This window comes from Mameliella sp. LZ-28 (assembly GCF_012274245.1).
GTDB classification, from domain to species: domain Bacteria; phylum Pseudomonadota; class Alphaproteobacteria; order Rhodobacterales; family Rhodobacteraceae; genus Antarctobacter; species Antarctobacter albus.
The window spans coordinates 256,747-279,367 of the sequence record NZ_JAANYX010000022.1 but is presented as its reverse complement, the minus strand read 5'-3'; the positions used below and the strand labels follow the sequence as shown (position 1 = coordinate 279,367).

22 protein-coding genes are annotated in these 22,621 nt (G+C 64.9%); 9 read left to right on the top strand and 13 right to left on the bottom strand.

Annotated features, from left to right (window positions below; genetic code table 11):
• Positions 1 to 40 precede the first annotated feature (40 nt).
• From G9Q80_RS13840 to G9Q80_RS13805, 8 genes are all read right to left on the bottom strand, one after another.
• Positions 41 to 604, bottom strand: a complete 564-nt coding sequence (locus G9Q80_RS13840; protein ID WP_088714352.1) for a cupin domain-containing protein — start codon at positions 602 to 604, stop codon at positions 41 to 43.
• Positions 605 to 676: 72 nt separating this feature from the next.
• Entirely contained in the window at positions 677 to 1,795 is a 1,119-nt protein-coding gene (locus tag G9Q80_RS13835) for a substrate-binding domain-containing protein (protein WP_043136934.1), read from the bottom strand.
• A 44-nt stretch (positions 1,796 to 1,839) separates the two neighbouring features.
• A complete protein-coding gene (locus G9Q80_RS13830) occupies positions 1,840 to 2,814 on the bottom strand; it encodes an ABC transporter permease (protein ID WP_088714351.1) in 975 nt (324 codons plus the stop codon).
• A complete protein-coding gene (locus tag G9Q80_RS13825; RefSeq protein ID WP_088714350.1) occupies positions 2,811 to 3,797 on the bottom strand; it encodes an ABC transporter permease in 987 nt (328 codons plus the stop codon). Before G9Q80_RS13825 ends, G9Q80_RS13830 begins: the two co-directional genes overlap by 4 nt.
• A complete protein-coding gene (locus G9Q80_RS13820) occupies positions 3,794 to 5,305 on the bottom strand; it encodes a sugar ABC transporter ATP-binding protein (protein ID WP_088714349.1) in 1,512 nt (503 codons plus the stop codon). Before G9Q80_RS13820 ends, G9Q80_RS13825 begins: the two co-directional genes overlap by 4 nt.
• The gene (locus tag G9Q80_RS13815) at positions 5,302 to 6,150 is read right to left on the bottom strand and encodes a sugar phosphate isomerase/epimerase family protein (protein WP_088714348.1); all 849 of its coding nucleotides are present in this window, start codon (positions 6,148 to 6,150) and stop codon (positions 5,302 to 5,304) included. The genes G9Q80_RS13820 and G9Q80_RS13815 overlap by 4 nt, the downstream gene beginning before the upstream one ends.
• A complete protein-coding gene (locus G9Q80_RS13810; RefSeq protein WP_184757115.1) occupies positions 6,147 to 7,277 on the bottom strand; it encodes a Gfo/Idh/MocA family protein in 1,131 nt (376 codons plus the stop codon). Before G9Q80_RS13810 ends, G9Q80_RS13815 begins: the two co-directional genes overlap by 4 nt.
• Positions 7,270 to 8,337, bottom strand: coding sequence for a sugar phosphate isomerase/epimerase family protein (locus tag G9Q80_RS13805; RefSeq protein WP_043136943.1), 1,068 nt, complete (start codon positions 8,335 to 8,337; stop codon positions 7,270 to 7,272). Before G9Q80_RS13805 ends, G9Q80_RS13810 begins: the two co-directional genes overlap by 8 nt.
• Positions 8,338 to 8,455: 118 nt before the next feature.
• Here G9Q80_RS13805 and G9Q80_RS13800 point away from each other — a divergent pair, with 118 nt between their 5' ends.
• Positions 8,456 to 9,466, top strand: a complete 1,011-nt coding sequence (locus tag G9Q80_RS13800; protein ID WP_088714347.1) for a LacI family DNA-binding transcriptional regulator — start codon at positions 8,456 to 8,458, stop codon at positions 9,464 to 9,466.
• Here the strand turns inward: G9Q80_RS13800 and G9Q80_RS13795 are convergent, their stop codons facing one another.
• Both G9Q80_RS13795 and G9Q80_RS13790 read right to left on the bottom strand, forming a co-directional pair.
• Entirely contained in the window at positions 9,467 to 10,129 is a 663-nt protein-coding gene (locus tag G9Q80_RS13795; protein ID WP_232786241.1) for a flavin reductase family protein, read from the bottom strand. It abuts the gene before it with no gap.
• Entirely contained in the window at positions 10,126 to 10,812 is a 687-nt protein-coding gene (locus tag G9Q80_RS13790; RefSeq protein ID WP_043136946.1) for a GntR family transcriptional regulator, read from the bottom strand. The genes G9Q80_RS13795 and G9Q80_RS13790 overlap by 4 nt, the downstream gene beginning before the upstream one ends.
• Before the next feature lie 167 nt (positions 10,813 to 10,979).
• Between G9Q80_RS13790 and G9Q80_RS13785 the strand changes: the two genes are divergently transcribed.
• The 8 genes from G9Q80_RS13785 to G9Q80_RS13750 are packed head-to-tail and all read left to right on the top strand — an operon-like array spanning position 10,980 to position 19,600.
• Entirely contained in the window at positions 10,980 to 12,557 is a 1,578-nt protein-coding gene (locus G9Q80_RS13785; protein ID WP_088669359.1) for an ABC transporter substrate-binding protein, read from the top strand.
• Between the two features lie 56 nt (positions 12,558 to 12,613).
• Positions 12,614 to 13,606, top strand: a complete 993-nt coding sequence (locus G9Q80_RS13780) for an ABC transporter permease (protein WP_088714346.1) — start codon at positions 12,614 to 12,616, stop codon at positions 13,604 to 13,606.
• A complete protein-coding gene (locus G9Q80_RS13775) occupies positions 13,599 to 14,576 on the top strand; it encodes an ABC transporter permease (protein ID WP_232788153.1) in 978 nt (325 codons plus the stop codon). Before G9Q80_RS13780 ends, G9Q80_RS13775 begins: the two co-directional genes overlap by 8 nt.
• Positions 14,577 to 14,580: 4 nt before the next feature.
• On the top strand, positions 14,581 to 15,756 hold the full coding sequence (locus G9Q80_RS13770; RefSeq protein ID WP_088714345.1) for an amidohydrolase family protein: 1,176 nt from the start codon (positions 14,581 to 14,583) through the stop codon (positions 15,754 to 15,756).
• Positions 15,753 to 17,183 (top strand): amidohydrolase family protein, encoded by a 1,431-nt coding sequence (locus tag G9Q80_RS13765; RefSeq protein WP_232788152.1) that lies wholly within the window; start codon positions 15,753 to 15,755, stop codon positions 17,181 to 17,183. The genes G9Q80_RS13770 and G9Q80_RS13765 overlap by 4 nt, the downstream gene beginning before the upstream one ends.
• On the top strand, positions 17,180 to 18,148 hold the full coding sequence (locus G9Q80_RS13760; protein ID WP_088714343.1) for an ABC transporter ATP-binding protein: 969 nt from the start codon (positions 17,180 to 17,182) through the stop codon (positions 18,146 to 18,148). Before G9Q80_RS13765 ends, G9Q80_RS13760 begins: the two co-directional genes overlap by 4 nt.
• A complete protein-coding gene (locus tag G9Q80_RS13755; RefSeq protein ID WP_088714342.1) occupies positions 18,145 to 19,107 on the top strand; it encodes an ABC transporter ATP-binding protein in 963 nt (320 codons plus the stop codon). The genes G9Q80_RS13760 and G9Q80_RS13755 overlap by 4 nt, the downstream gene beginning before the upstream one ends.
• Complete coding sequence (locus tag G9Q80_RS13750; protein ID WP_074622194.1) at positions 19,100 to 19,600, top strand: nucleoside deaminase; 501 nt, start codon at positions 19,100 to 19,102, stop codon at positions 19,598 to 19,600. The genes G9Q80_RS13755 and G9Q80_RS13750 overlap by 8 nt, the downstream gene beginning before the upstream one ends.
• Before the next feature lie 3 nt (positions 19,601 to 19,603).
• On the opposite strand, the gene G9Q80_RS13745 is transcribed toward G9Q80_RS13750, so the two are convergent.
• The 3 genes from G9Q80_RS13745 to G9Q80_RS13735 all read right to left on the bottom strand — a co-directional run bounded on the left by G9Q80_RS13745 (position 19,604) and on the right by G9Q80_RS13735 (position 22,620).
• Positions 19,604 to 20,932 carry a TRAP transporter large permease gene (locus G9Q80_RS13745; protein ID WP_088714341.1) on the bottom strand — a complete coding sequence of 443 codons (1,329 nt, stop codon included), beginning with the start codon at positions 20,930 to 20,932 and terminating at the stop codon, positions 19,604 to 19,606.
• Positions 20,929 to 21,492, bottom strand: coding sequence for a TRAP transporter small permease subunit (locus G9Q80_RS13740; RefSeq protein WP_074622193.1), 564 nt, complete (start codon positions 21,490 to 21,492; stop codon positions 20,929 to 20,931). The genes G9Q80_RS13745 and G9Q80_RS13740 overlap by 4 nt, the downstream gene beginning before the upstream one ends.
• A 75-nt stretch (positions 21,493 to 21,567) precedes the next feature.
• Positions 21,568 to 22,620 (bottom strand): C4-dicarboxylate TRAP transporter substrate-binding protein, encoded by a 1,053-nt coding sequence (locus G9Q80_RS13735; protein ID WP_043136966.1) that lies wholly within the window; start codon positions 22,618 to 22,620, stop codon positions 21,568 to 21,570.
• Position 22,621 lies beyond the last annotated feature (1 nt).

Here is a 22,621-nt window from a genome sequence, read left to right as displayed (position 1 = left end):
CAGCAAACCACCGCGCGGACCATCCGCGCGGTGATCCCTGTCAGCTTGTTGCGTCCAGGCCGTCGCGAAACTCGTTCCAGCCCGCATCCACCGATGAAGGCGTGTCCAGCCATTGGGTCAGCGGCCCACCCGTCACCGGGTCCGTCGCCGGGATCGGCAGGGACATGATCAGTTTCGCGGCGGCCCGGAAATCGTCCTCACTGACGAACGCCTCCTGGATGTTGTCCCAGTCGCGTCCCTCGGGATAGCCGCCGATCACCATCACGTCGTCGGAATTGCCGATCATGGCATGTGACACGCCTGCCGGCATGACGACCACGTCGCCCGCCTCGACCCGGACCTGCGTGCCGCCCTTGCCGAACAGCTCCAACTCCATCCAGCCTGACGCGACGCCAAGGCATTCATGCGTGGTGGAGTGGAAATGGTGGTACAGGTAGATCCCCGGATAATTCCAGTTGTTGAGCCAGCCGGTCTTTTGAAACTGGGCCCGCACCGCGTCCATGCCGCCCCCCGGCACACCGCTGCGATGGATCAGCAGGGGAAAACGGCTGTTGGGCACGCGTCCGTTGGGTTTGGAAAACAGTTCTTCCGTGGGTCCGGTCATCTTGGTCCTCCCTGGTCCGGTTGCCGTTGTGCAAACGAGAAAGGGGCGGCCCGCGCCGCCCCTTCCGAAGGATCAGTTGCCGCCCCAGGCCTGGGGATAGTCGGCCATTTCCTCGCATCCGCACATGGCGTAGTGCAGCGGCGGCATCGCCGGGTTGACGTAGTCGTCCAGGTTTTCCTGCACGATGGCAGGCTGCGGCAGAACCCATTCCGGCCCCGGCAGCGGCTCTCCCTCGATCACCCGCGCGGCCGCAATGACCGCCGTGCGCCACTGGTAGGTGGGATAGGTCGGCGCGATGGCCGTCAGCCCCTCGTCCTGCCACTTGCGCAGGAAGTCCTGCTGGTCCTCGCCCACGAAGACGGGGATGTCATAGCCGGAATCCTCGAAGGCCTCGATCGCGGCGACGGCAGTGGCGCCCGCGTCCATCCAGACCGCGTCGATGCTGCCGCGCATCAGGTAATCCTCGACGATGGATTTTGTCTTGGCATTGTCGCCGTCCGTGAACTCGGCCCCGACGATGTTCATGCCCGCCTCTTCGAGAATGCGGCGCCCGGCGGAATAGCGAGTTTCCAACACGTCGACCCCCGGCAGGATGCGCAGCATCAGCACGTTGGCGCCTTCGTCCAGCTTGCTGGTGATGAACTCTGCGCCCTGGATGCCAAAGCCATAGCCGCCGACAGGGTGGATGAAGGAGACCGGGCAATCGGTGTTCACGCCCCGGTCGAAGACGATGACAGGCATCGCCTCGCAGGCCCGTTCGACCGCAGGCGTCAGCGCCGCCGTGGTGTTGGGCGAGACGATCATCACGTCGCAGTCACCGCCCGCCAGCAGGTCGTCGATATCTGCAATCTGCTTGTCGTCGGAGCCTTCGGCGTCGACATGGATGAAGTCGGCGATAGAGGCGTGGTTCTTCAGCTCTTCGACCATGTTGGTATAGCCCACGACCCGCCAGGGGTTGTTCACACCGGCGTTCGAAAAACAGACCGTCGCCGGGGCCTCCAATCCCAGCGCGGCGGTGTCGACCATGTCGCCACCGATGTACTGCAGCCAGGGCTGGCCTTCGGGGCCCATCGGCTCTGCCTGCAGCTGGTCCCGCTGCTTTGCGAATTCCTGGGGATCGTCGAAGTTCTGGGCGTAGAGCGGCGTCAGGCTGAACGCCAGCGCCCCTGCCGCCATCAGGATATGTTTCATGTCTCTCTCCCTATCGGTTGAAAGGATGCGTTTTCCGCGCCCTTTCAGGTTCCCGTCTGTCTCCTTCGGTGCATGGCGAACGCGACGGCCGCGATCAGGATTAGGCCCTGCACCACCTGCCGGACGGGTTGCGGCAGGCCGAGGAAGTTCAAGAGCGTGAAGATGGCGGTCAGCGCCAGCGCGCCGCCAAGGGCCGCCGGGACCGATCCCCGACCGCCGAGAAGTTGCGCGCCGCCCAGAACGGCGGCGGTGATCGCCTGCAATTCATAGCCCGAGCCGACATCGGTCGAGACACCGGCAAAGCCGCCCAGCAGGATGCCCGCGATGGCCGCAGACAGGCCCGACAGCATGAAGGCGGTGATGCGCACGCGGTTGACGGCCACTCCGGCCAGACGGGCCGCGACCGGGTTGTCGCCGATCGCATGCACCTGGCGGCCAAGGTTGGTGCGATGCATCAGCCAGGCCAGCAGGCCGACGACGACGACCAGCACGATGACCGAGACGGGGATGAACCTGACCAGGGGCACATCTCGGATCAACTCTCTCCCGAAAAAGCGGAAGGTGTCGGGCAGGTAGCCACGCGGGGCGCCGCCCGACCACAGGAAGGCCAGCCCGTTCAGCGTGATCATCATGCCCAGCGTGGCGATCAGCGAGGGCACGCGCAGGAAGCACACGACCAGCCCGTTGACCGCCCCCACGCCCAGCCCCATCGCCAACATCAGCGGGATCACCCAGTAGGTCGCCGTGGGATCGTTGTTGGTCAGCATCGAGGAACCGACGACGACCAGCGTGATCAGCGAACCAACCGACAGGTCGAACCCACCCGAGGTGATGACATAAACCTGCCCCGCGGCCAGGATCGCCAGCGGCGCGGCGCGCTTGAGGAAGTTCATGTAGCCCGTCGGCTCGATGAACCGCGGGTTCATGAAGATGATCGCCACGACCAGCACAGTTAGCAGCACCCAGACCGGGTCGATCTGCGGCAGGCGGCGCTTGGGGGCGGTGGCGCTGTCACTCATGCCACGATCCTCTTTGAACGGATGGCGTAGAAGGCGACGGCGGCCACGATGATGATGCCGCGCAGAACCTGCTTGGCGAAACTGTCGACCCCCGCGATGTTGAAGACGGAGTCGATCAGCGAAAAGATCAGCATCCCCGCCATCGTCCCCCAGACGCCGCCGCGCCCGCCCGCCAGCACCGTGCCGCCGATCACCACGACGGCGATGCTTTCAAGGTCATAAACCCCGTCGGACCCGATCCAGGGCGCGCCCGAGCGCAGCCGCGAAGCAAGGTAGAGCCCCGCAATGGACGCGCAGATCGAACAGATCACATGGCTCAGGATCACCACCCGGCCGGTCTTGATCCCGGCAAAGCGCGCCGCCTCTTCATTGCCGCCGACCGCGTAGATGTCCGATCCGAACTTTGTGAACCGCAGCACCGCCCAGGCCATAACGGCCAGAAGACCCAGGAACAGCAGCGCCACCGGGAAGGGGCCCAGCTCTCCATAAGCGAACATCTGGAAGGCGGCCGGCACCTCGCCCGCAAAATTCGACACGAAGGCCGACAGGCAGCCCTGGATGATCAGGCTCATGCCCAGCGTGGCGATCAGGGGATTGACCTTCAGCCCGCTGACCACCAGCCCGTTGGTCAGCCCGACAAGCCCACCCAACACAATCGCGGCAAGGATTGCGGGCAGGATCATCGCTGGAGACCCGTCCATCACCACAGAGGCCAGGACCGCCGTGGCCGAGATCAGGCTGGCAACGCTAAGGTCGATCGAGGCCACGAGGATGACAAAGGTCTGCCCGATGGCCGTGATGCCCAAGGCAATGGACCGGCCAAGGATGGCGATCAGGTTGTCGAATGTCAGGTACTGGGCCTGTCCGGTGACAAGGGCGACGACGACGTAAATCGCCAGGGCGCCGCCCAGCAGGATCAGCGGGGCCCAGCGTTCGAAACGGAAACCAGCTTTTCGGCGGGGCGTATCCTCGGCGATGCTCATGCGGCCACTCCTGTCTCGCCGGTGGCGGCGTGCATGATGTCCTGTTCCGTGGCGCCGTGGGGGAACTCTGCGGCGATCCTGCCTTCCTGCATGACCAGCACGCGGTCCGCCGCGCCGATCACCTCTGGCAGGTCGGACGAGATCATCAGGATACCGGCCCCCTCGCGGGCAAGGTCGCGCATCAGGTGATAGATGCCGGCCTTGGAATTGACGTCGATGCCTCGGGTGGGTTCGATGAAGATCAACAGCTTGGGCCGCATGGACAGCCAGCGGGCCACGATGGCCTTTTGCTGGTTGCCTCCCGACAACGCGCGAATGTCCTGATCATAGGAGGCCGCGCGGATTTCCATGTGGTTCAGCAGGCCGTCCATGCGCGCCCTGTCGGTAAAGGCGTTCCGGCGGTCACTGGACCAGAGCGGCGCAAAGGCGCGCGAAGTCAGCATGCCGTTGTCGCGTACCGACTGCATCAGCACCAGCCCCTCGCTTTTCCGGTCGCCGGGGAGCAGCCCGATACCGCCGAGGATGGCGCTGCGCGGAGTCTGGAACGAAACGCTCTCTCTGTTGAGGGTCACCTGGCCATGCTCGAACGGGGTTTCGCCGAACAGCGCCATCGCCAGCGCAACACGCCCGGCGCCCTGGATGCCCGCCAGACCGACGATTTCCCCCGCGCGGACGTCAAGGTCGATCTGATGCAACTTGGCGTTGCCCGCGCCGCGCACGGTCAGGACCGGATCACCAATTTCCTCCGGCGTTGCGGGCGGCGCGTAGAAATCGGCGATGTCGCGGCCCACCATCGCGCGGACGATGGCATCCGGCGCGGGGACCTCGTCAAACCGGGCGGCCACCTCGCCGTCTTTCAGTACCGTCACGCGATCCGCCAGCCGCGTGATCTCTCGCATCCGGTGGGTGATGTAGATAATGGCGACGCCGCGCGCGCGCAGCGTGTCCACGGTTGCAAAGAGTTCCTCGCATTCCGCCTCGTTCAGCGCCGCGGTCGGTTCGTCCATCACCACCACGCGGGCACCAGTGGACACCGCCTTGGCGATCTCGACCACCTGCTGCGTGGCCACGTCCAGCTCTCCAACCGTCCGGTCCGGGTCGATCCGGCCCGCCGCAGCGAAGAGCGCCAGAACCTCGCGCGTGTCGGCGCGCATCTTCGCGCTGTCGATCAAACCAAAGCGCGTTCTGGGCTCCCTCCCAAGGAAAAGATTCTGCGCCACGGTTCGTTCCGGAAGCAGCGAAAATTCCTGGTAGATCACCGCGATCCCGGCGCGCAGCGACTCGACCGGATGAACGAAATGCACCGCCTCGCCGTTCATCCGCACCTCGCCGGCGTCGGCCTGGTAAACACCGGAGAGGATCTTGATCAGCGTGGATTTCCCTGCGCCGTTCTCGCCCACCAGCGCCTGCACCTCGCCGGGGCGCACACCGAAACTGACGTCGGACAGGGCGCGGACGCCGGGAAAACTCTTGGTGATGCCCTTCATCTCGATGACAGGGTCGGTCATGCGGCCTCCCACGTCCTGCGGATGAAGTCATGGGACTCCGTGAACAGGGTTTCGAAGTCGGGAAAGAGCGGTCGCCAGACGCGGGTTGCGGCGGCCAGTTCGGGCAGGCCCGCCCCGAATGCCTCGACCACCACATGCCCGTCGAACCCAGCGGCCTTGGCGGCCCGGAACACGGCGGCAAAATCGATCTGCCCCCGCCCCGGCACGCCCCGGTCGTTTTCCGAAACATGCAGCACATGCATCCGATCACCCAGGTGGGCGATGGCCGCGGGCTGATCACGTTCCTCGATATTGGCATGGAACGTGTCGTACATGATGCCAAAGGCTGGATGATCGACCCGGTCGGCATAGGCACGTGCCTGGTCCATCGTGTTCAGGAAGTAGGTTTCGAACCGGTTGAGATGCTCCAACGCCAGCTTGTAGCCGCCTCGCGCGGCACGTTCCGACATGTTTCGATGCGCGCTCACGCCGCGTTCTATTTCGGCCTCTGTCGGCCCCTGCCCGGTGAAATGGCCAATCGGCGCATGGAACGGCCCGCCCACGGTTTCCGATCCCAGAGCTTCGGCGCAATCCTGTATCCAGGACAGGTGATCCAGCCCGCATTGCCGCACCGATGCATCCCCCGACAGCGGGTTGGCATCGACATCCGGCACGATGGAGGTCTGCGCGCGGCCAAGTCCCAGCGCGGCCAGCTGTCCCCCCAGCCAGGCATAGTGATCCGGGCTGCCCCGCATCACCGGCACCTCGACATGGTCAAAACCGATCTCGGCAAGGCGCTGCAAGTACGGCAGGTGACTTTCGTCGATGTGTCCCGCGAGGCACAGCAGGTTGATCCCCAGTTTCATGGCGACACCCAGGCGCTGTCCTTCGACGAAGAACGCACACAGGCCTCGATGAACCGCATGCCCTCCATGCCGTCCTGCAGCGTCGGGAACAGCAGGTCACCCGGCACCGTCTCACCGCGCCTGTGTGCATGGATGGCATGGGCGGCCTCGGTGTAGAGGTTGGAAAAGGCCTCCAGGTAGCCTTCGGGATGGCCGCCGGGCACCCGGCTCATGGCCGTGTTGCCCGTCGTCGCCCCCGCCCCGTTGCGGGTCAGCAGGCGCTTGGGTTCGCCGAAGGGCGTGAACCACAGCTTGTTCGGCTCTTCCTGTTCCCAGTCCAGCCCGCCCTTGTCGCCGTAGACCCGCAGGCGCAGGGCGTTTTCATTTCCCGGGGCCACCTGGCTGCACCAGAGCATCCCCTTGGCGCCGCCCTGCCAGCGCAGCATGACATGGGCATTGTCGTCCAGCGTGCGCCCGGCGCCAAAGGCATCCAGGTCGGCGGCCAGACGGTCCAGCCGCAGCCCCGAGACGAAGCACGCCAGGTTATAGGCGTGGGTGCCGATGTCCCCGATCGATCCGCCCGCGCCAGAGCGCGCGGGATCGACCCGCCATTCGGCCTGCTTGCCCTCGGCAGGGCCGGTCATCCAGTCCTGCACGTATTCCACGTTGACCAGCCGCAAGTTGCCGAGATCCCCGGCCGCGATCATCTCGCGCGCCTGCCGGATCATCGGGTAGCCGGTGTAATTATGCGTCAGCATGAACAGCGCGTCCGAGGACCGCGCCACCTGGGTCAGCCGCTCGGCATCCACCATCGTCGAGGTCAGCGGCTTGTCGCAAATGACGTGGATTCCGCGTTCCAGAAAGGCGATGGCGGCATCGGCATGTACATGGTTGGGGGTCACGATGGCGACCGCCTCGATGCCTTCGTCCCGGTCGGCCTCGGCCCGCGCCATCTCGACATAGCTGTCGTAGCTGCGCGGCAGGCCCAGCGTCTCGGCGCTGGCCCTTGCCTTTACGGGGGTCGCGCTCAACGCGCCGGCGACAAGGGCATAATGCCCGTCCAACCGAGCCGCGATGCGGTGGACACCGCCGATAAAGGCATCCGACCCGCCGCCAACCATGCCCAGCCTGATCGGTGCCTCAGCCATCTCGGCCCTCCAGTCCAAGCATCCGCCGGTTGGCCGCGTCATCCGCGCCGCCATCCGCGAAATCGTCAAAGGCGCGTTCGGTCACGCGGATGATGTGGTCACGCACGAATTGCGCGCCCTCGCGCGCGCCATCCTCGGGGTGTTTCAGCGCGCATTCCCATTCGACAACCGCCCAGCCGTCAAAACCCATCGTCGTCAGCTTGGAAAACACCGCGCCGAAATCCACCTGCCCGTCGCCAAGGCTGCGGAAGCGGCCCGCGCGGTCGGCCCAGGACTGGTAACCGCCATAGACGCCCTGCCTGCCGGTCGGATTGAATTCGGCATCCTTGACGTGGAACATGCCGATCCGCTCGGCGTAGTCGTCGAGGTTGGCGATGTAATCGAGGCATTGCAGCACGTAGTGCGACGGATCGTAAAGCATCCTTGCGCGCGCATGTTGGTCGACCCGGTCAAGGAACATCTCGAAGGTTGCCCCGTCATGCAGGTCTTCGCCTGGATGGATCTCGAAACAGATGTCGACACCCATGTCCTCGGCGTGATCGAGGATCGGACGCCAGCGGGCCGCCAGTTCGTCGAATGCCGCCTCGACCAGCCCCTCGGGGCGTTGTGGCCAGGGGTAGACATAGGGCCAGGCGAGCGCCCCGGAAAAGGCGCCCATGGCATTCAGACCAAGGTTGCGCGATGCCTCCAGCGCCATGCGGACCTGGCGGACCGCCCAGTCCTGCCGGGCCTTGGGATCGCCTTGCACGGAGGCATCGGCGAACCCGTCAAAGGCGATGTCATAGGCCGGGTGAACGGCGACAAGCTGCCCTTGCAGATGGGCCGAAAGCTCTGTCACGGCGATGCCGTTTTCAGCCGCCCGGCCCTTGAAATCGTCGCAATAGTCACGCGATCCCGCCGCAGTTTCGAGGTCGAACAGCCGCTTGTCCCAACTGGGAACCTGGACACCTTCATACCCGCAATCTGCGGCCCAGCCGGTGATATTGCCCCAGTCATTGAACGGGGCATCGTCCGACGCGAATTGCGCCAGGAAAAGGGCCGGGCCCTTGATCGTCTTCATGAGTCCTCCCACGGCGCCGTCCTCCCTGGCGCCTTGTGAAATCGATTACACGTGATTCACGCCGCGTTTGCAATGAAAAATGTAATCGATTAACAAGCTGCAATATCCAGGAGACAAGATGACGGCCCGGACAAGAGTGAAGATCAAGGACGTGGCCACGCTTGCAGGGGTGTCCACGGCCACCGTCAGCCGGGCCCTGTCCGCGCCGGACTCCGTCGGGCCGGCCACGCGCAAGAAGGTCATGGAGGCGGTCAAGGCCACCGGCTACCGGATCAACTCTGCCGCCCGCGACCTGCGCCAGCGCCGCGCGCGGTCCCTGCTGATCCTTGCCCCGAACCTGTCCAACACGTTTTTCAGCCGCATCTTCGCAGCGGTCCAGGAAGAGGCGAGTTCGGTCGGCCTGACCGTCCAGATCTCGGACAGCCGCATCGGGCGCGACCGGCTGTTGTCACTCGGGTATGACGGGCGCGCCGACGGGATCGTTTTGCTGGACGGCGGCCTTGATCCCGAGGTGGTGAATGGATGGCGCCTGCCCCTGATCCAGCTCAGCGAATGGAATGACGCCTATGACGCCCCGCGCCTGGGCATCGACAACCACGCCGCCGCAGGGCTGGCCGTCGATCACCTGGTCGGACTGGGGCATCGCAGCCTCCTGCACGTCAACGGGCCAGAGGAAAACGTGCTGGCGATCACCCGCAGGCAGGGTTTCCTGGACGCCGCATCGCGAAATGGCGCCGAGGCAACCGTGTTCCCCGGCGATTTCACACTCGAGTCCGGGGCAGAGGCCGCCCGGCGGTGGGCAGGGCTGGACAACCGCCCGACCGGGGTGTTCTGCGCCTCGGACGAATGCGCGCTCGGCTTTGTGTCCGAGTGCATTCGCCTTGGCTGCGACGTGCCCGGTGATGTGTCCGTCGTGGGTTTTGACGATATTGATTTCGCGGACCGTTTCGTGCCCTCTCTGACGACCATCCACCAGCCGCGCCTTGAAATGGGGCGCGCGGCCGTCAAGCAGGTCGTGGCGATGATGCAGGGTACGCCGAAGGCCGAGGCTGACGCGACGGGCACCCCGCCCGAACGGATCGAGGCCACGCTGGTCGAGCGCGCCTCGACAGGTCCGGCATCAGCCTGATCAGGCCCGGCGCGCCTTGCGTGCAGACAGGACCTCGGCGGCAGAGGGGGTCGGAAGGTCGAAATAATCCATCGTCCCGGCATATCCGTCGCCCCCCATGCGGCCCAGCGCATCCAGCGCGGTATGGGTCGAATAGTAGGTGTCGAGGTCGATGATGTCCTCGCGGACGTGGGCCATGACGATCTGGCCAAGAATGATCTCGCGCGCCGAACTGATCTCGATCCCCAGGTAGCGGCGGCATTCAAAGGCAACGGGCGCTTCCTTGATCCGCGGACAGGCGACCATCTCGCCGGCTGCCGCCGTCAGGCCCGCCATCTCCAGCTCATCCACCTCGGGCGCAAACCCCGCCGCCGTCACCGACATTGCCTCGACATTGGCGCGGTCGACGATGTTGACGGTGAAACACTCGGTCATGCGGATGTTGAAGGCGGTGTCCTTGAAACTGCGGTCGGGTTTGTTCTCGACGCCCAGCGCAAGGATCGGCGGATCGGCCGACAGGCAGTTGAAGAAGGAATAGGGCGCCGCATTCACCACCCCATCGGGGGAGATTGTCGTCACCCAGGCGATGGGGCGTGGCACGATGGTCCCGATCATGACCTTGTAGGCCTCGCGCGGGGTGAGCTCTGCAAAGTTCAGCGCGTGGTGTATCCGCCTATCCGTCACTGGGCGAGTTCCTTGCCATAGTGAGACAGGATCGAAGAGACGCTGTCCGGTTTCTTTTCCAGCTCGGCCCGACCGGCAACCGCGCCAAGGTGGTGATCCATCAGCGTCATCGCCCTGTCCGCATCCCCCGTCCGGATCGCCTCGATGATCTGGGAATGCTCATCGACGGCACAGTCCGACGAATGGGTCCGGGCATACATCGCCATGATCAGGGAACAGCGCAGAACGACCTCTGACACGTAGCGGGACAGAACCGCATTGCCGGTCAGCTCCGCCAACAAAGTGTGGAATTCACCCGCAAGGCGAATCGACACCGGCCCGTCCTTGCCCTTGACGCTCTGCTCGCTGCGGACATGCGCCTCGAGCTGGTCGAAGCCACTGTCCGGCAGACGCTCGACCAGAATGCGAATCACCTCGCGCTCCAGCGCGCGCCGCACCTCGAATATCTGCTTGGCCTCTTCCAGCGAAGGTTCAGCGACAAAAGCCCCGCGATTGCGCCGCGTGACAACCAGCCCTTCGTTCTGCAACCGCACCAACGCATGACGCACGATCGTGCGCGACACACCGAACTGTTCGCCCACCGTGTCCTCGGGCAGGCGCATGCCTGGCTTCAGGGCCTGCTCGATGATCGCCCGCTTGAGAAGCGTGTGAACGGCATCCGTCAGGGTGGTCTGGTCACTCATGACTCGTCTTCTTGTCTGTTCTTTGTGCAATCCTGATAACGTATCCAAACATCGACGTCAATTGGATACAATTTTCTTGCCAAGTGGGAATCAATCCCGCATCAAGATCACATCGTATCCAATCCTACCGATTCCCAAGTACAATCCAACAACAGGGACCAGACGATATGACGATCAGAAAACTCCTGCTTGCTTCTGCAGCACTTGCCTCTCTCGCGGGCGGTGTGCAGGCCGAGAATGTCCTGAAATGGGGTGCCAACCGCGACATCGGCTCGCTTGACCCTTACTCCTACGGTGACAGCTTTACGATCAACGTGCTGAACCACGTCTACGAGGGCCTCGTGCGCTATGATGCCGACCTCAAGATCGAGCCTGCGCTGGCGGAAAGCTGGGAGATCCTCGAAGACCAGGTGACTTGGCGCTTCAAGCTGCGCGAAGGCGTGACCTTTCACGACGGTGCACCCTTCACCGCCGATGACGTCGTCGCCTCGCTGGAGCGGGTGAGCCACGAGACCTCGCCGCTCAAGGGCAACCTGCCGGCCTATGTGTCTTCGGCCGTGGTGGATGCCCATACCGTCGACATCACCCTGAACGGCACCTATCCTCTGCTGCTCAACGACCTGACGAACATCCATATTTTCGACAAGGAGTGGATGGAGGCAAACGACTCTCTGCTGCCGACGGACATCGGCTCGGGCAAGGAGGGCTTTGCCACCTACAACGCGAACGGCACCGGGCCTTTCATCGTCGAAAGCCGCCAGCCGGACGCCAAGACGGTGTTCGTCGTCAATCCCGCCTGGTGGGACGACCCCCAGCACAACCTCGACCGGATCGAGCTGACTCCGGTGACCTCGGCCGCGACCCGCGTCGCCGCCCTGCTTTCGGGCGAAATCAACTTTACCAATGACGCGCCGGTGCAGGATCTTCCGCGCCTCGAAGCGGCCCCGAACGTGAACGTGCTGGAAGGCGTCGACCTGCGCACCGTGATGATCGGTTTCCCCTTCCGCGACACACTGACGACGGGCGAACCCAACCCGTTCAAGGACAAGGCCGTGCGCGAGGCGCTCTACAAGGCCATCGACCTCGACCTGATCCACCAGCGGGTGATGCGCGGCAAATCCCGGATTGCAGGCGCAACCGTCGCGCCGCCGATCCCCGGCTACGCCGAAGAACTGGATACGGTTCCCGGATACGATCCCGACGCCTCGAAGAAACTGCTGGCCGAGGCCGGTGTGCCCGAGGGGCTGACCTTTGAGTTCAACTGCCTGTCCGACGGGCTGGTGAACGAGGAACAATTCTGCCAGGCCATCGCCTCGATGTGGTCGCGTATCGGGCTGGCGCCCAAGCTGGACGTGGCGCCGCGCGCGGTGCAGACTCCCAAGCGCACCCAGGGCAAGACCGACATCTACACCCTGGGCTGGGCCACCCTGCCGATGCTGGACGCCTATTCGCCGCTGCTGCAGATCTTCCACTCCAAGGAAGGCAACTCCGGCGTGTTCAACTGGGGCGGCTGGTCCTACCCCGAGCTTGACGCCCTGATCCAGCAGGCCGGTATGGAACTGGACCTCGACAAGCGCCTGTCGCTGGAAACCGAGGCCCTGGGGATCGTCAAGGACGAGATGATCATGATCCCGCTGCACCAGCAGCCGATGGCCTGGGCCGTGACCGAAGAAGTGGCCGAGATGCCGCTGTTCCCGGACAACAAGCCGCGGCTCTGGTTCGCCCGCGTCGCCACCGACGACTGATCCGACAGGACCGGCTGCGGGGGTCTCCCCGCAGCCCCCATCAGACCGGAGTTCCCATGCTCGCCTTCCTTATCAAGCGCACCGCCAACGCGGCCTTCGTCATGCTGGCGGTGGCCCTGCTGGCCTTCACCATCTTCCGGTTCTTCGGCGACCCGGTCGAGATGATGGTCAACGAACAGGCGACACAGGCCGACCGCGCGGAACTGCGTGAACGCCTGGGCCTGAACGACGGGTTCATCACGCAATACACCCGCTTCGTGACCAATGCGGTGCAGGGGGATTTCGGCATTTCCTACCGCAACCAGCAGGACGTGATGGTTCTGATCGGAGAGCGGTTTCCCGCAACCTTCGAGCTGGTGCTGGTGGCCACCTTCATTTCCCTCGTCGTGGGCATCCCTCTGGGTGTCATCACCGCCGTGCACCGTAACTCGCCACTGGCCAATGCCTTGCAGCTTGGGTCCATCGTGGGCGTCTCCCTGCCCTCCTTCGTGGTGGGCATCATGTTGATCCTGGCCTTTTCCGTCTCTCTTGGCTGGCTGCCTGCCTTCGGACGCGGAGAGACAGTGGACATCGGATGGTGGTCTACTGGGGTGTTGACCCCTTCGGGCCGGGCCGCACTGGTGCTGCCGGCGATTTCATTGTCGACCTTCCAGATCACCCTTGTCATGCGCCTGGTCCGGGCAGAGATGCTGGAAACCCTGCGCACGGACTACGTCAAGTTCGCCCGCGCGCGCGGCGTGCCCGTCGGGCGGGTCAACTGGGTACATGCGCTGCGCAACTGCCTGATGCCGGTCATCACCCTGACGGGCATGCAGATCGGCAACCTGATCGCCTTCGCGCTTGTCACCGAGACGGTCTTTCAATGGCCGGGCATGGGCCTGCTCTTCATCCAGGCCGTGACCTTCGTCGATATCCCGGTGATGGCCGCCTACCTGATGCTCGTCTCCTTCATCTTCGTCGTCCTCAACACGGTTGTGGACGTGACCTATGCCTGGGTCGACCCGCGCCTGCGCGACGACGCCGCCAAAGCCGGAGGGGCCAATGGCTGACCTGTCCATGACCACCGAGACCGACACAAAGAGCGACACGCCCCCCCTGCCCGCCCGCCGGGCACGCCTGGCGGCGATCCGCGACAGCGACCTGTGGTATTCCTTCCGCACCCACCCCAGCGCGGTCTTCGCTGCCTGCCTGCTGGCACTTGTGGCACTGACGGCGCTCTTTGCCCCCTGGATCACGCCGCAGGACCCCTATGACCTGGCCGCGCTGGAACTCTGGAACTCCGAGATCCCGCCGATCTGGAACGAGGCGGGACAATGGCCCTACATCCTGGGCACCGACACCCAAGGGCGCGACATCCTCTCGGCGATCCTCTACGGCTCGCGCATTTCGCTGATCATCGGCTTTGCCTCTGTCATCGCGGCGCTCTCCGTCGGGCTAAGCCTGGGGTTGATCGCGGGCTATTTCGGCGGCTGGATCGACAACGTGATCATGCGCCTGGGCGATGTCCTGTTGTCGATGCCCTTCATCCTGATCGCCATCCTGATCACCGCCGTAGCCACCGCCTCCTTGCCGACGGGGCTGAAGGACGTGCTCGCCGCACCGATCCTGATCCTTGCCATCGCCGTGCCCAGCTGGGTCCAGTACGCGCGGACTGTCCGCGCCAGCGCGATGGTCGAGCGCAAGAAGGAATACGTGCAGGCCGCGCGGCTGATCCGGGTGAAACCCTGGCGGATCATGCTGCATCACATCCTGCCCAACTGCCTGACCCCGATCCTGGTCGCGGCCACGCTGAACTTTGGCCTGGCGATCCTGTCGGAGGCAACGCTGTCCTTTCTCGGCGTGGGAATGCCGCCGGATCAACCCAGCCTCGGCACGCTCATCCGGATCGGCAACCAGTACCTGTTTTCCGGCCTGTGGTGGATCGTCGTGTTCCCCGCCGTCCAGCTGTGCCTGATCGTGCTATCCGTCAACATGATCGGCGACTGGCTGCGCGATGCCCTCAACCCCAAACTGAGATGACCCCATGAAGACCCTCAAGAACTGCCGCCCGATGGGTGGCCCCGCAACGGACCTGCACATCGCCGACGGCGTTTTCGTCGAAACCGCCCCCGACGGCGCCGAAACCATCGACTGCGGCGGACGCATCCTGATCCCCGGCCTGGTCGAGGCCCATACCCACCTGGACAAGTCCCTGCTGGGCATGCCCTGGTATCGCAACGAGGTCGGCCCGCGCCTGATCGACAAGATCACCAACGAGCGCGAGGTGAAGGTCTCGCTGGGGCTTGACCCGCAGGTGCAATCGGAACGGCAGGCGATCCTGTCGGTCAGCCACGGCACGACACAGATCCGCAGCCATGTCGACGTCGACACCCATCACGGGCTGGCCGGCATCGAAGGCGTCATGGAAACCCGCGACAAGCTGAAGGACATCGTCGACATCGAGATCGTCGCCTTTCCGCAATCCTCGATGATGCCGCGTCCCGGCACTGTCGAGATGATGGACCAGGCGTTGGCCCTGGGGGCCGATATCGTCGGCGGGATCGACCCCTGCGGGATCGAGCGTGACCCCAAGGGGCATCTCGACGCCGTGTTCATGCTCGCGGAAAAGCATGGCAAGCCGGTCGACATCCACCTGCACGAACGCGATGCCCTGGGCGGTTTCTCGATGGAAGAGATCATCGCCCGGACCAAGGCACACGGGATGCAGGGCAAGGTCACGATCAGCCATGCCTTCTGCCTGGGCATGATGGACCGCGCCTATGTGGCCGACCTGCAGGCGCAACTGGCCGAAAACCGCATCCACATCATCACCACCGCTCCCGCCTCTGCCCCGGTCCCGGCGGTCAAGGAGCTGAAGGCGGCGGGCATCCTGACCGGGTCTGGCTCGGACGGCATCCGCGACACCTGGGGCCCCTACGGCAATGCGGACATGCTGGAGCGCGCCATGTTCATCGGTCAGCGCAACAACCTGCGCCGGGATGACGAGGTCGAGCTTGCGCTGGACATCTGCACCTTTGGCGGCGCCGCGATCATGGAAACCGAAGGCTATGGCCTGGGCATTGGCGACCGCGCCGATGCGGTCCTAGTCGAGGGTGAGACACTGGCCGAGGCCGTCGCCCTGCGTGCCCCCCGCAAGATGGTGCTGAAGGCCGGGGCCGTCACGGCGCGGGACGGTGCCTGCGTGGTGGCTGCGCCGTGAGCCGGACCCGTCTTTCCGCGCGCTGGGTCGTCGGGCATCGGGACGGCGCACATGTTGTCTTCGAGAACGGCTGTGTCGTGATCGAGGGCACACGCATCCTGCATGTCGGCGCCAGCTTCGACGGCGATGCAGATGCGCACATCGACTATGGCGAGGCGATCCTGTCGCCCGGATTCATCGACCTCGACGCGCTGTCCGATCTCGACACGACGATCCTGGGCTACGACAACGGCCCGGCCTGGAAAAAGGGGCGGGTCTGGCCGCAAAGCTATGTCGATGCCGGCCCCTACGAGATGTATTCGCCAGAGGAACTGGCCTTCCAGAAACGCTTTGCCTTTGCACAGCTGATCCGCAACGGGATCACCACAGCCCTGCCCATCGCCTCTCTGTTCTACCGCGCGTGGGGGGAAACGGTTACGGAATTCGATGCCGCCGCGGCCGCGGCCGAGGATCTGGGCCTGCGCGCCTACCTTGGCCCGGCCTACCGGACCGGCGGGCAAGTCACCGACGAGACCGGCACCATCCGCGCGACCTATGACGAGGCGCGTGGCCTGCAGGATCTGGCCGAGGCGGCAGACTATGCGCAGAGGATCGACGGCATCGCGGGCGGGCGCATCCGCGCCATGTTCGCCCCTGACCGGATCGAGACCTGCACCGAAAGCCTGCTGCAACGCACCCATGCGATTGCCGCGGAAATGGGCGCCCCCGTGCGCCTGCATTCCTGCCAATCCCCGACCGAGATCAGGTTGGTGCAGGAACAACATGGCACCACGCCCATCGACTGGCTGAATAGCATCGGTGCCATTGGGCCGAACTGGCTGCTGCCGCACGGCACTCAGGCGACGGAACGCGATTTTGCGCTGATGGCCGAACATGGCGCGACGCTGGTGCATTGCCCGCTCGTGGCCGCCCGACATGGCGGCCTGCTGCGGTCCTTTCCGGAATGTCGCGGCAGGGGCATCAACATCGGGCTGGGCACCGACACCTGGCCGCCGGACATGATCCTCAACATGCAACTGGGCATGATGACCGCCCGGTTGGCCAAGGGCATGGACGCGATCCGATCCGAGGCACTATTCGACGCGGCAACCCTTGGCGGCGCGCAGGCGCTTGGCCGGGACGATCTGGGGCGCCTGGCCCCCGGCGCCTGCGCCGACATCACGGTGATCGACCTGCGCGGCACCTTGCAGACGCCGGACCCGATCCAGACCCTGATGACCTCGAGCGCGGGTAGGGACGTGCGGGACGTCTGGATCGACGGGCGCCAGGTCATGGCCGACGGAGAGATCCCCGGGTTCGACGCGGTTTCGGAAACCGCGCGCGCGCAGGCACAGTTCGACGGCCTGATCGCCAAGTACCCCGACCGCACGGTGGACCACCCGCCCGTGACCGAGATTTTCACCCCCAGCTACCGGAGGGCACGATGACCCAACCCGTTCTGGACGTGCAGGGCCTGCGCGTCGAATTCCCGACCCGGCGCGGCACGCTGACCGCGGTCGACGATATCTCGCTGACCATCGGCAGAGGCGAAATCCTGGGCGTCGTCGGAGAATCCGGCGCGGGCAAGTCGATGACCGGCATGGCCATCCTGGGCCTGCTGGAACCGCCGGGCCGGATCGCTGCCGGCAAGATCCTGTTGTCGGGCGACCGGATCGACACCCTGACCGAACAACAGCTTCAGGCCGTGCGCGGGCGCCGGATCGGGGCAATCTTCCAGGACCCGCTGACATCGCTCAACCCCTTGTTCAAGGTCGGCGACCAGCTCGTCGAGACGATCCGCCTGCATACGCCGATGACCCGCGCGCAGGCCCGCAGGCGCGCCATCGAACTGATGCAAGAGGTCGGCATTCCCGCCGTCGAGGAACGCATCGACAACTACCCGCACCAGTTTTCCGGCGGAATGCGCCAGCGCATCGTCATCGCCCTGGCCCTGTGTGCGGAACCGGAACTGATCATCGCGGACGAGCCGACAACCGCGCTTGACGTGTCGATCCAGGCGCAGATCACGGCCCTTTTGAAACGGCTCTGCCGTGAACGCGGCACGGCGGTCATGCTGGTGACGCATGACATGGGCGTCATCGCCGAAACCGCCGACCGCGTGGCGGTGATGTATGCCGGGCGCCTGGCCGAACTGGGCACGGTCGAGGACGTGGTCCGCCGACCGCAACACCCCTACACCGTCGGGCTGATGGGCTCGATCCCCTCGCTGCGCCGGGACGAGAGCGAGCTTCAGATGATCCCTGGCGCCATGCCGCGCCTGAACAGCATTCCCTCGGGCTGCGCCTTCAACCCGCGCTGCGCACAGGCGGGACCGAAATGCAGCCGGGACATCCCGCGCATCCACGGAGAAGGCGCTGCCTGCTGGCTGGCCCTTGAAGGAGCAACCGCATGATCCGCCCCATTCTCGAAGTCGACGCGCTGGAACGGCGTTTCGACGTCTCTGCCCCCTGGCTGAACCGGCTGCTGGAACGCAAGCCGCGCCGCACCCTGCGCGCTGTCGACGGTGTGGATTTCGACATCCTGCCCGGTCAGACATTGGCGCTGGTTGGCGAAAGTGGCTGTGGCAAGTCCACCATCGCCAAGCTGGTCACCGGGCTGCATGCCCCCTCGGACGGCAAGATCCGCTTCAACGGCGATCCGACCAAGATGCAGATGATCTTTCAGGATCCCTTTGCCTCTCTCAATCCGCGCTGGCGCGTGGGACGGATCGTGGCCGAACCCCTGCGCACCCTGTTTCCCGAAACCACCGATGCGCAGGCAGAGGCCCGGGTGGGAGAATTGCTGAAGACCGTCGGCCTGTCGCCCGCCGATGCCGCCAAGTACCCGCATGAGTTTTCGGGCGGCCAGAGGCAGCGTATCTCGATCGCCAGGGCGCTGGCGGGAGAGCCCGAGTTCCTGGTCTGCGACGAACCGACATCCGCGCTGGACGTGTCCGTCCAGGCGCAGGTGCTGAACCTGATGAAACGTCTGCAGCGCGAGATGGGCCTGACCTATCTCTTCATCAGCCACGATCTCAGCGTGGTGCGGCACATGGCCGATGTGATTGCCGTCATGTACCTGGGCCGGATCGTCGAAATCCAGCCGACCGCGGACCTCTTCGCGAACCCGCTGCACCCCTACACGCGGATGCTGCTGGACACGATCCCGGATCTGGAGGCCCCGAAACGCGACCGGGCGCCGATGGGCGGAGAGGTTCCCTCGCCCGTGTCGCCGCCATCGGGCTGCACCTTCCATCCGCGCTGTCCGCTGGCCTTTGACCGATGCAAGCGCGAGCTTCCGAAACGCACCCCAGACGTTCACGACCGACGGGTCGCCTGCTTTGCAGCCGCAGAAGGAAAAACCGATGTATGATCCCGCATTCATGCGCCGCGCGCTGGAGATTTCCGCCGAGGCCCTGACGACCCCCGGAACCGAACCGTTCGGCGCCGTGGTGGTCAAGGACGGCAAGATCGTTGGCGAAGGCATCAACCGGTCGGTGATGAACCACGATCCGACGAGCCACGGAGAGACGGAGGCCATCCGCGATGCCGCCCGCAACCTTGGCACCGTCGATCTGCGCGGAACCGCGCTTTATACCAGTTGCGAGCCCTGCCCCCTGTGCGTGGCCGCCATGCTGATTGCCGGGGTGAGCGAGCTGTACTATGCCGCCGACATGGCGCAGGCCGGGCAGGCGCTGGGTCAGCTGCCGGAAAGCGCCCGTTTTCCCATCGACGTGGACCACATGCTGGCGCAATGCGGCCTGCCCGCGCCGGCGCGCAGCATGGTCAGCGCCCAGCATTCGGCAGAGGACGCCGCCGACATCCTGGAACGCTGGGCCGCCAAGGTGGGCGAACCCGGCGCGTGATGCCTAGAGGAACAGGGTCACGGTCGCCGGAAAGAATGCCACGATCACCAGCACCAGCAGCATCACCGCGATGAATGGCAGCGTGGCGCCGAAAATCTGTTCGACCGAGACCGCCGGATTGTTCAGCGTGTTGTGCACGGTAAAGACCGATATGCCGAACGGGGGCGTCAGCAGGCCGATCTCGACCGCGATGACCGTCACGATCCCGAAATGCATCAGGTCGATCCCCAGGCCCTGCGCGATGGGCGCCGCGATCGGCACCATGATCAGCAGGATGGAGGTACTGTCGAGGATCATGCCCATCAGCAGGATGATCAGGGCATAGAAGAACAGGAACCCCATCGGTCCGAACCCGGACTCGGTGACCAGTCCGGCAATCGCGTTGGGCAGGCCCGCAATGGCCAGCATCCGCGAATAGAAAGAGGCCGCAATCAGGAGCAGCAGGATCGAGACCGAGATCACCCCGGTCTGCTTCATCACCTGCCACAGCTTGTGCCGGTCCAGGCTGCGCCGCGACAGGGCCACCACCAGCGCCCCGAAGGCCCCGACGCCGCCGGCCTCGGTCGGGGTGAAATATCCGGTATACAGCCCGCCCAGGACAAGGATCACCAGAAGGACGATGGGGATCAGCTTGAGCAGCATCCGGTCCAGCGGCATCGGCTTGAACTCGCTGTCCAGCCGCCGCGCCCGGACGCTGTCGGGATCCTCCAGGACAAAGCGCGGGAACAGCATGGTGATGCCAATCAGCATGGCCACGAACCCGCCCGCCAGCATCAGCCCCGGGATGATGCCCGCGATGAACATGCCACCGATGGACACCTCGGCCAGCACGCCGTAGATGATCAGCAGCAGGCTGGGCGGGATCAGCATGCCCAGGACCGAGGACCCCGCAACGGTGCCCGCCGAAAAGGCCGGGCGATAACCGTGGCGCGTCATCTCGGGCACCGCGACCCGGGTAAAGACCGCCGCCGAGGCGATGGACACGCCGGTCACGGCGGCAAAGATCGTGTTGGCGGCCACGGTGGCGACGCCCAGGCCGCAGACCATGCGCCGAAGCAGTTCCTCGGCCACCTCGAAGGTGTCGCGCCCGACGTTGGACACGCTGACCAGCAAGCCCATCAGGACAAAAAGCGGGATCGTGGCAAAGAGGTAATCGGCGATGCCGGAATAGGCCGTCAGCTCCAGCATCCGGAAGGCCAGGCCGATGTTGTCACGGATCAGCCAGATCCCGACAAAGGCGACGCCGAACAGCGCATAGGCGATCTGCATTCCCATCAGAACCAGCAGGACAAGAACGCCGATCAGGACGAAACCGAAAGCAAGCGTGGTCATTTCGTGGCCCCCATGCTGCGCAATTCGACAACCGCCCGATAAAGCGCGGCCAGGACGGCGGTGAAGGCCCCCAGCACGGTGATCGCGCGGAAAGGCCATGTGGGGATGGTCCAGACGCCCTGGACGCCAAAGAACTCGGCGCTGTGCCAGCTCTGGATGAATTTTGGCCAGGAGGCCCAGAGCACCAGCGCAAAGACCACCGCCCCGGCAATGCAAAAGACCGCCTCGAGCACGGACACTGCCGACGGCGAGGCGCGTTCGATCCGACGCACCAGGAAATCGGCCCGTGTCAGGCGCTTTTGCAGGATCGCGGCGGGCACCTGCAGAAAGACGATGGCTACCACGGACCGCGCTGCGATCTCGGCCACGCCGGTGATCGGCATGTTCATGAAGTTGCGCCCGATGACATCGGCCACGATCAGCAGCATTAGTGCGCCAATGGCCGCCGTGCCGACTGCGGACATGGCCGCCGCGACCGCGCCCAACGCTGCGCCCAGCGGCGCCTCGGAAAAGGACGGGACAAACCCGTCGTCGAACTCGGCCGTGTTGTCTTCGCTCATGCCCCGATCCTGCCTTCAAAAGCGCACCCGCCCGGCATCAGATTGCCGGGCGGGTGCCGTGCTGTCACGTTCCGATCAGAGACCTTCGTCCCAGTCCCGCAGCGGTGTTGCCCCGCGTTCGCGCAGGGCCGCGAAATAGGCCTTGAGGACGGTCTTGCCCGCCTCGCCGGTCTGTTCCAGCCAGGGTTCGATGATGTTCGGCAGGCCCTCGACCCACTTGGCCTTTTCTGCATCGGGCAACTGGTGGATGGTCAGCCCGGCTTCCTGCATCTCGTCAAGCGCGCGCGCGGCCAGGTCGGCGACATAGTCGCCATGCGCGATCGAGGTCGCCTGGGCCGCCTCGCGGAAGGCCTCTTGCACCGGGGCGGGCAGCCCTTCGAAGAAGTCCTTGTTGGCCGCGATCCCGCCGAAATACATCGAGCCGATGCCGACGCGGGTCAGTTCCGGGGCCACCTCGTAGACGCGGGTCGGCAGGATGCCCGAGGCAAAGGACAGGGTGCCCTCGGTCACGCCGGTCTGGATGTTGGTGTAATAGGTGGTCAACGCGCCATCGACCGGCGTTGCCCCGGTTTCGCGCAGCCAGTTGGCCGAGGTGCCCGGCGCGTTCAGTTTGCGGTTTTGCAGGTCATCCATCGAGGAGACCGGGAAGGTGGCATAGATGTCGTAGCTGTCGGTGATCAGCGACGACAGGTGCACCATGCCGTTCTGCGCCCAGCTGTCTTTCAGTTCGGGCAGGTTCTCGGACAGGTCATCGAAGATCTCGATGATCATGCGGTGATCTTCGGTGGCGAAGGGGGTGAAATAGGTCACGTTCTGCAGGGGCATGTTGGCCCCTTCCCAGACCGTGCCCACCATGCCCACGTCGACGATGCCGTCCATGACGGCCTCGCGCGTGTCGGTGAACTTGTAGAGCGTGCCCGCGTAGCTCTCGACCCAGTTCACGGTGTATTCGTTGCCTCCCTCGGCCAGGATGCGGTTCACTTCCGGCTGAAAGGTGTTCTTCATCGCGTAGACCCAGATGTTGGCCTCCGGATGCGACGAGCCGATGTTGACGGTGATCGTCTGCTGGGCATAGGCCGTGCCGCCCATCAGGATCGCGGTGGCGGCTGCCATTGCGGTGATCTTCATG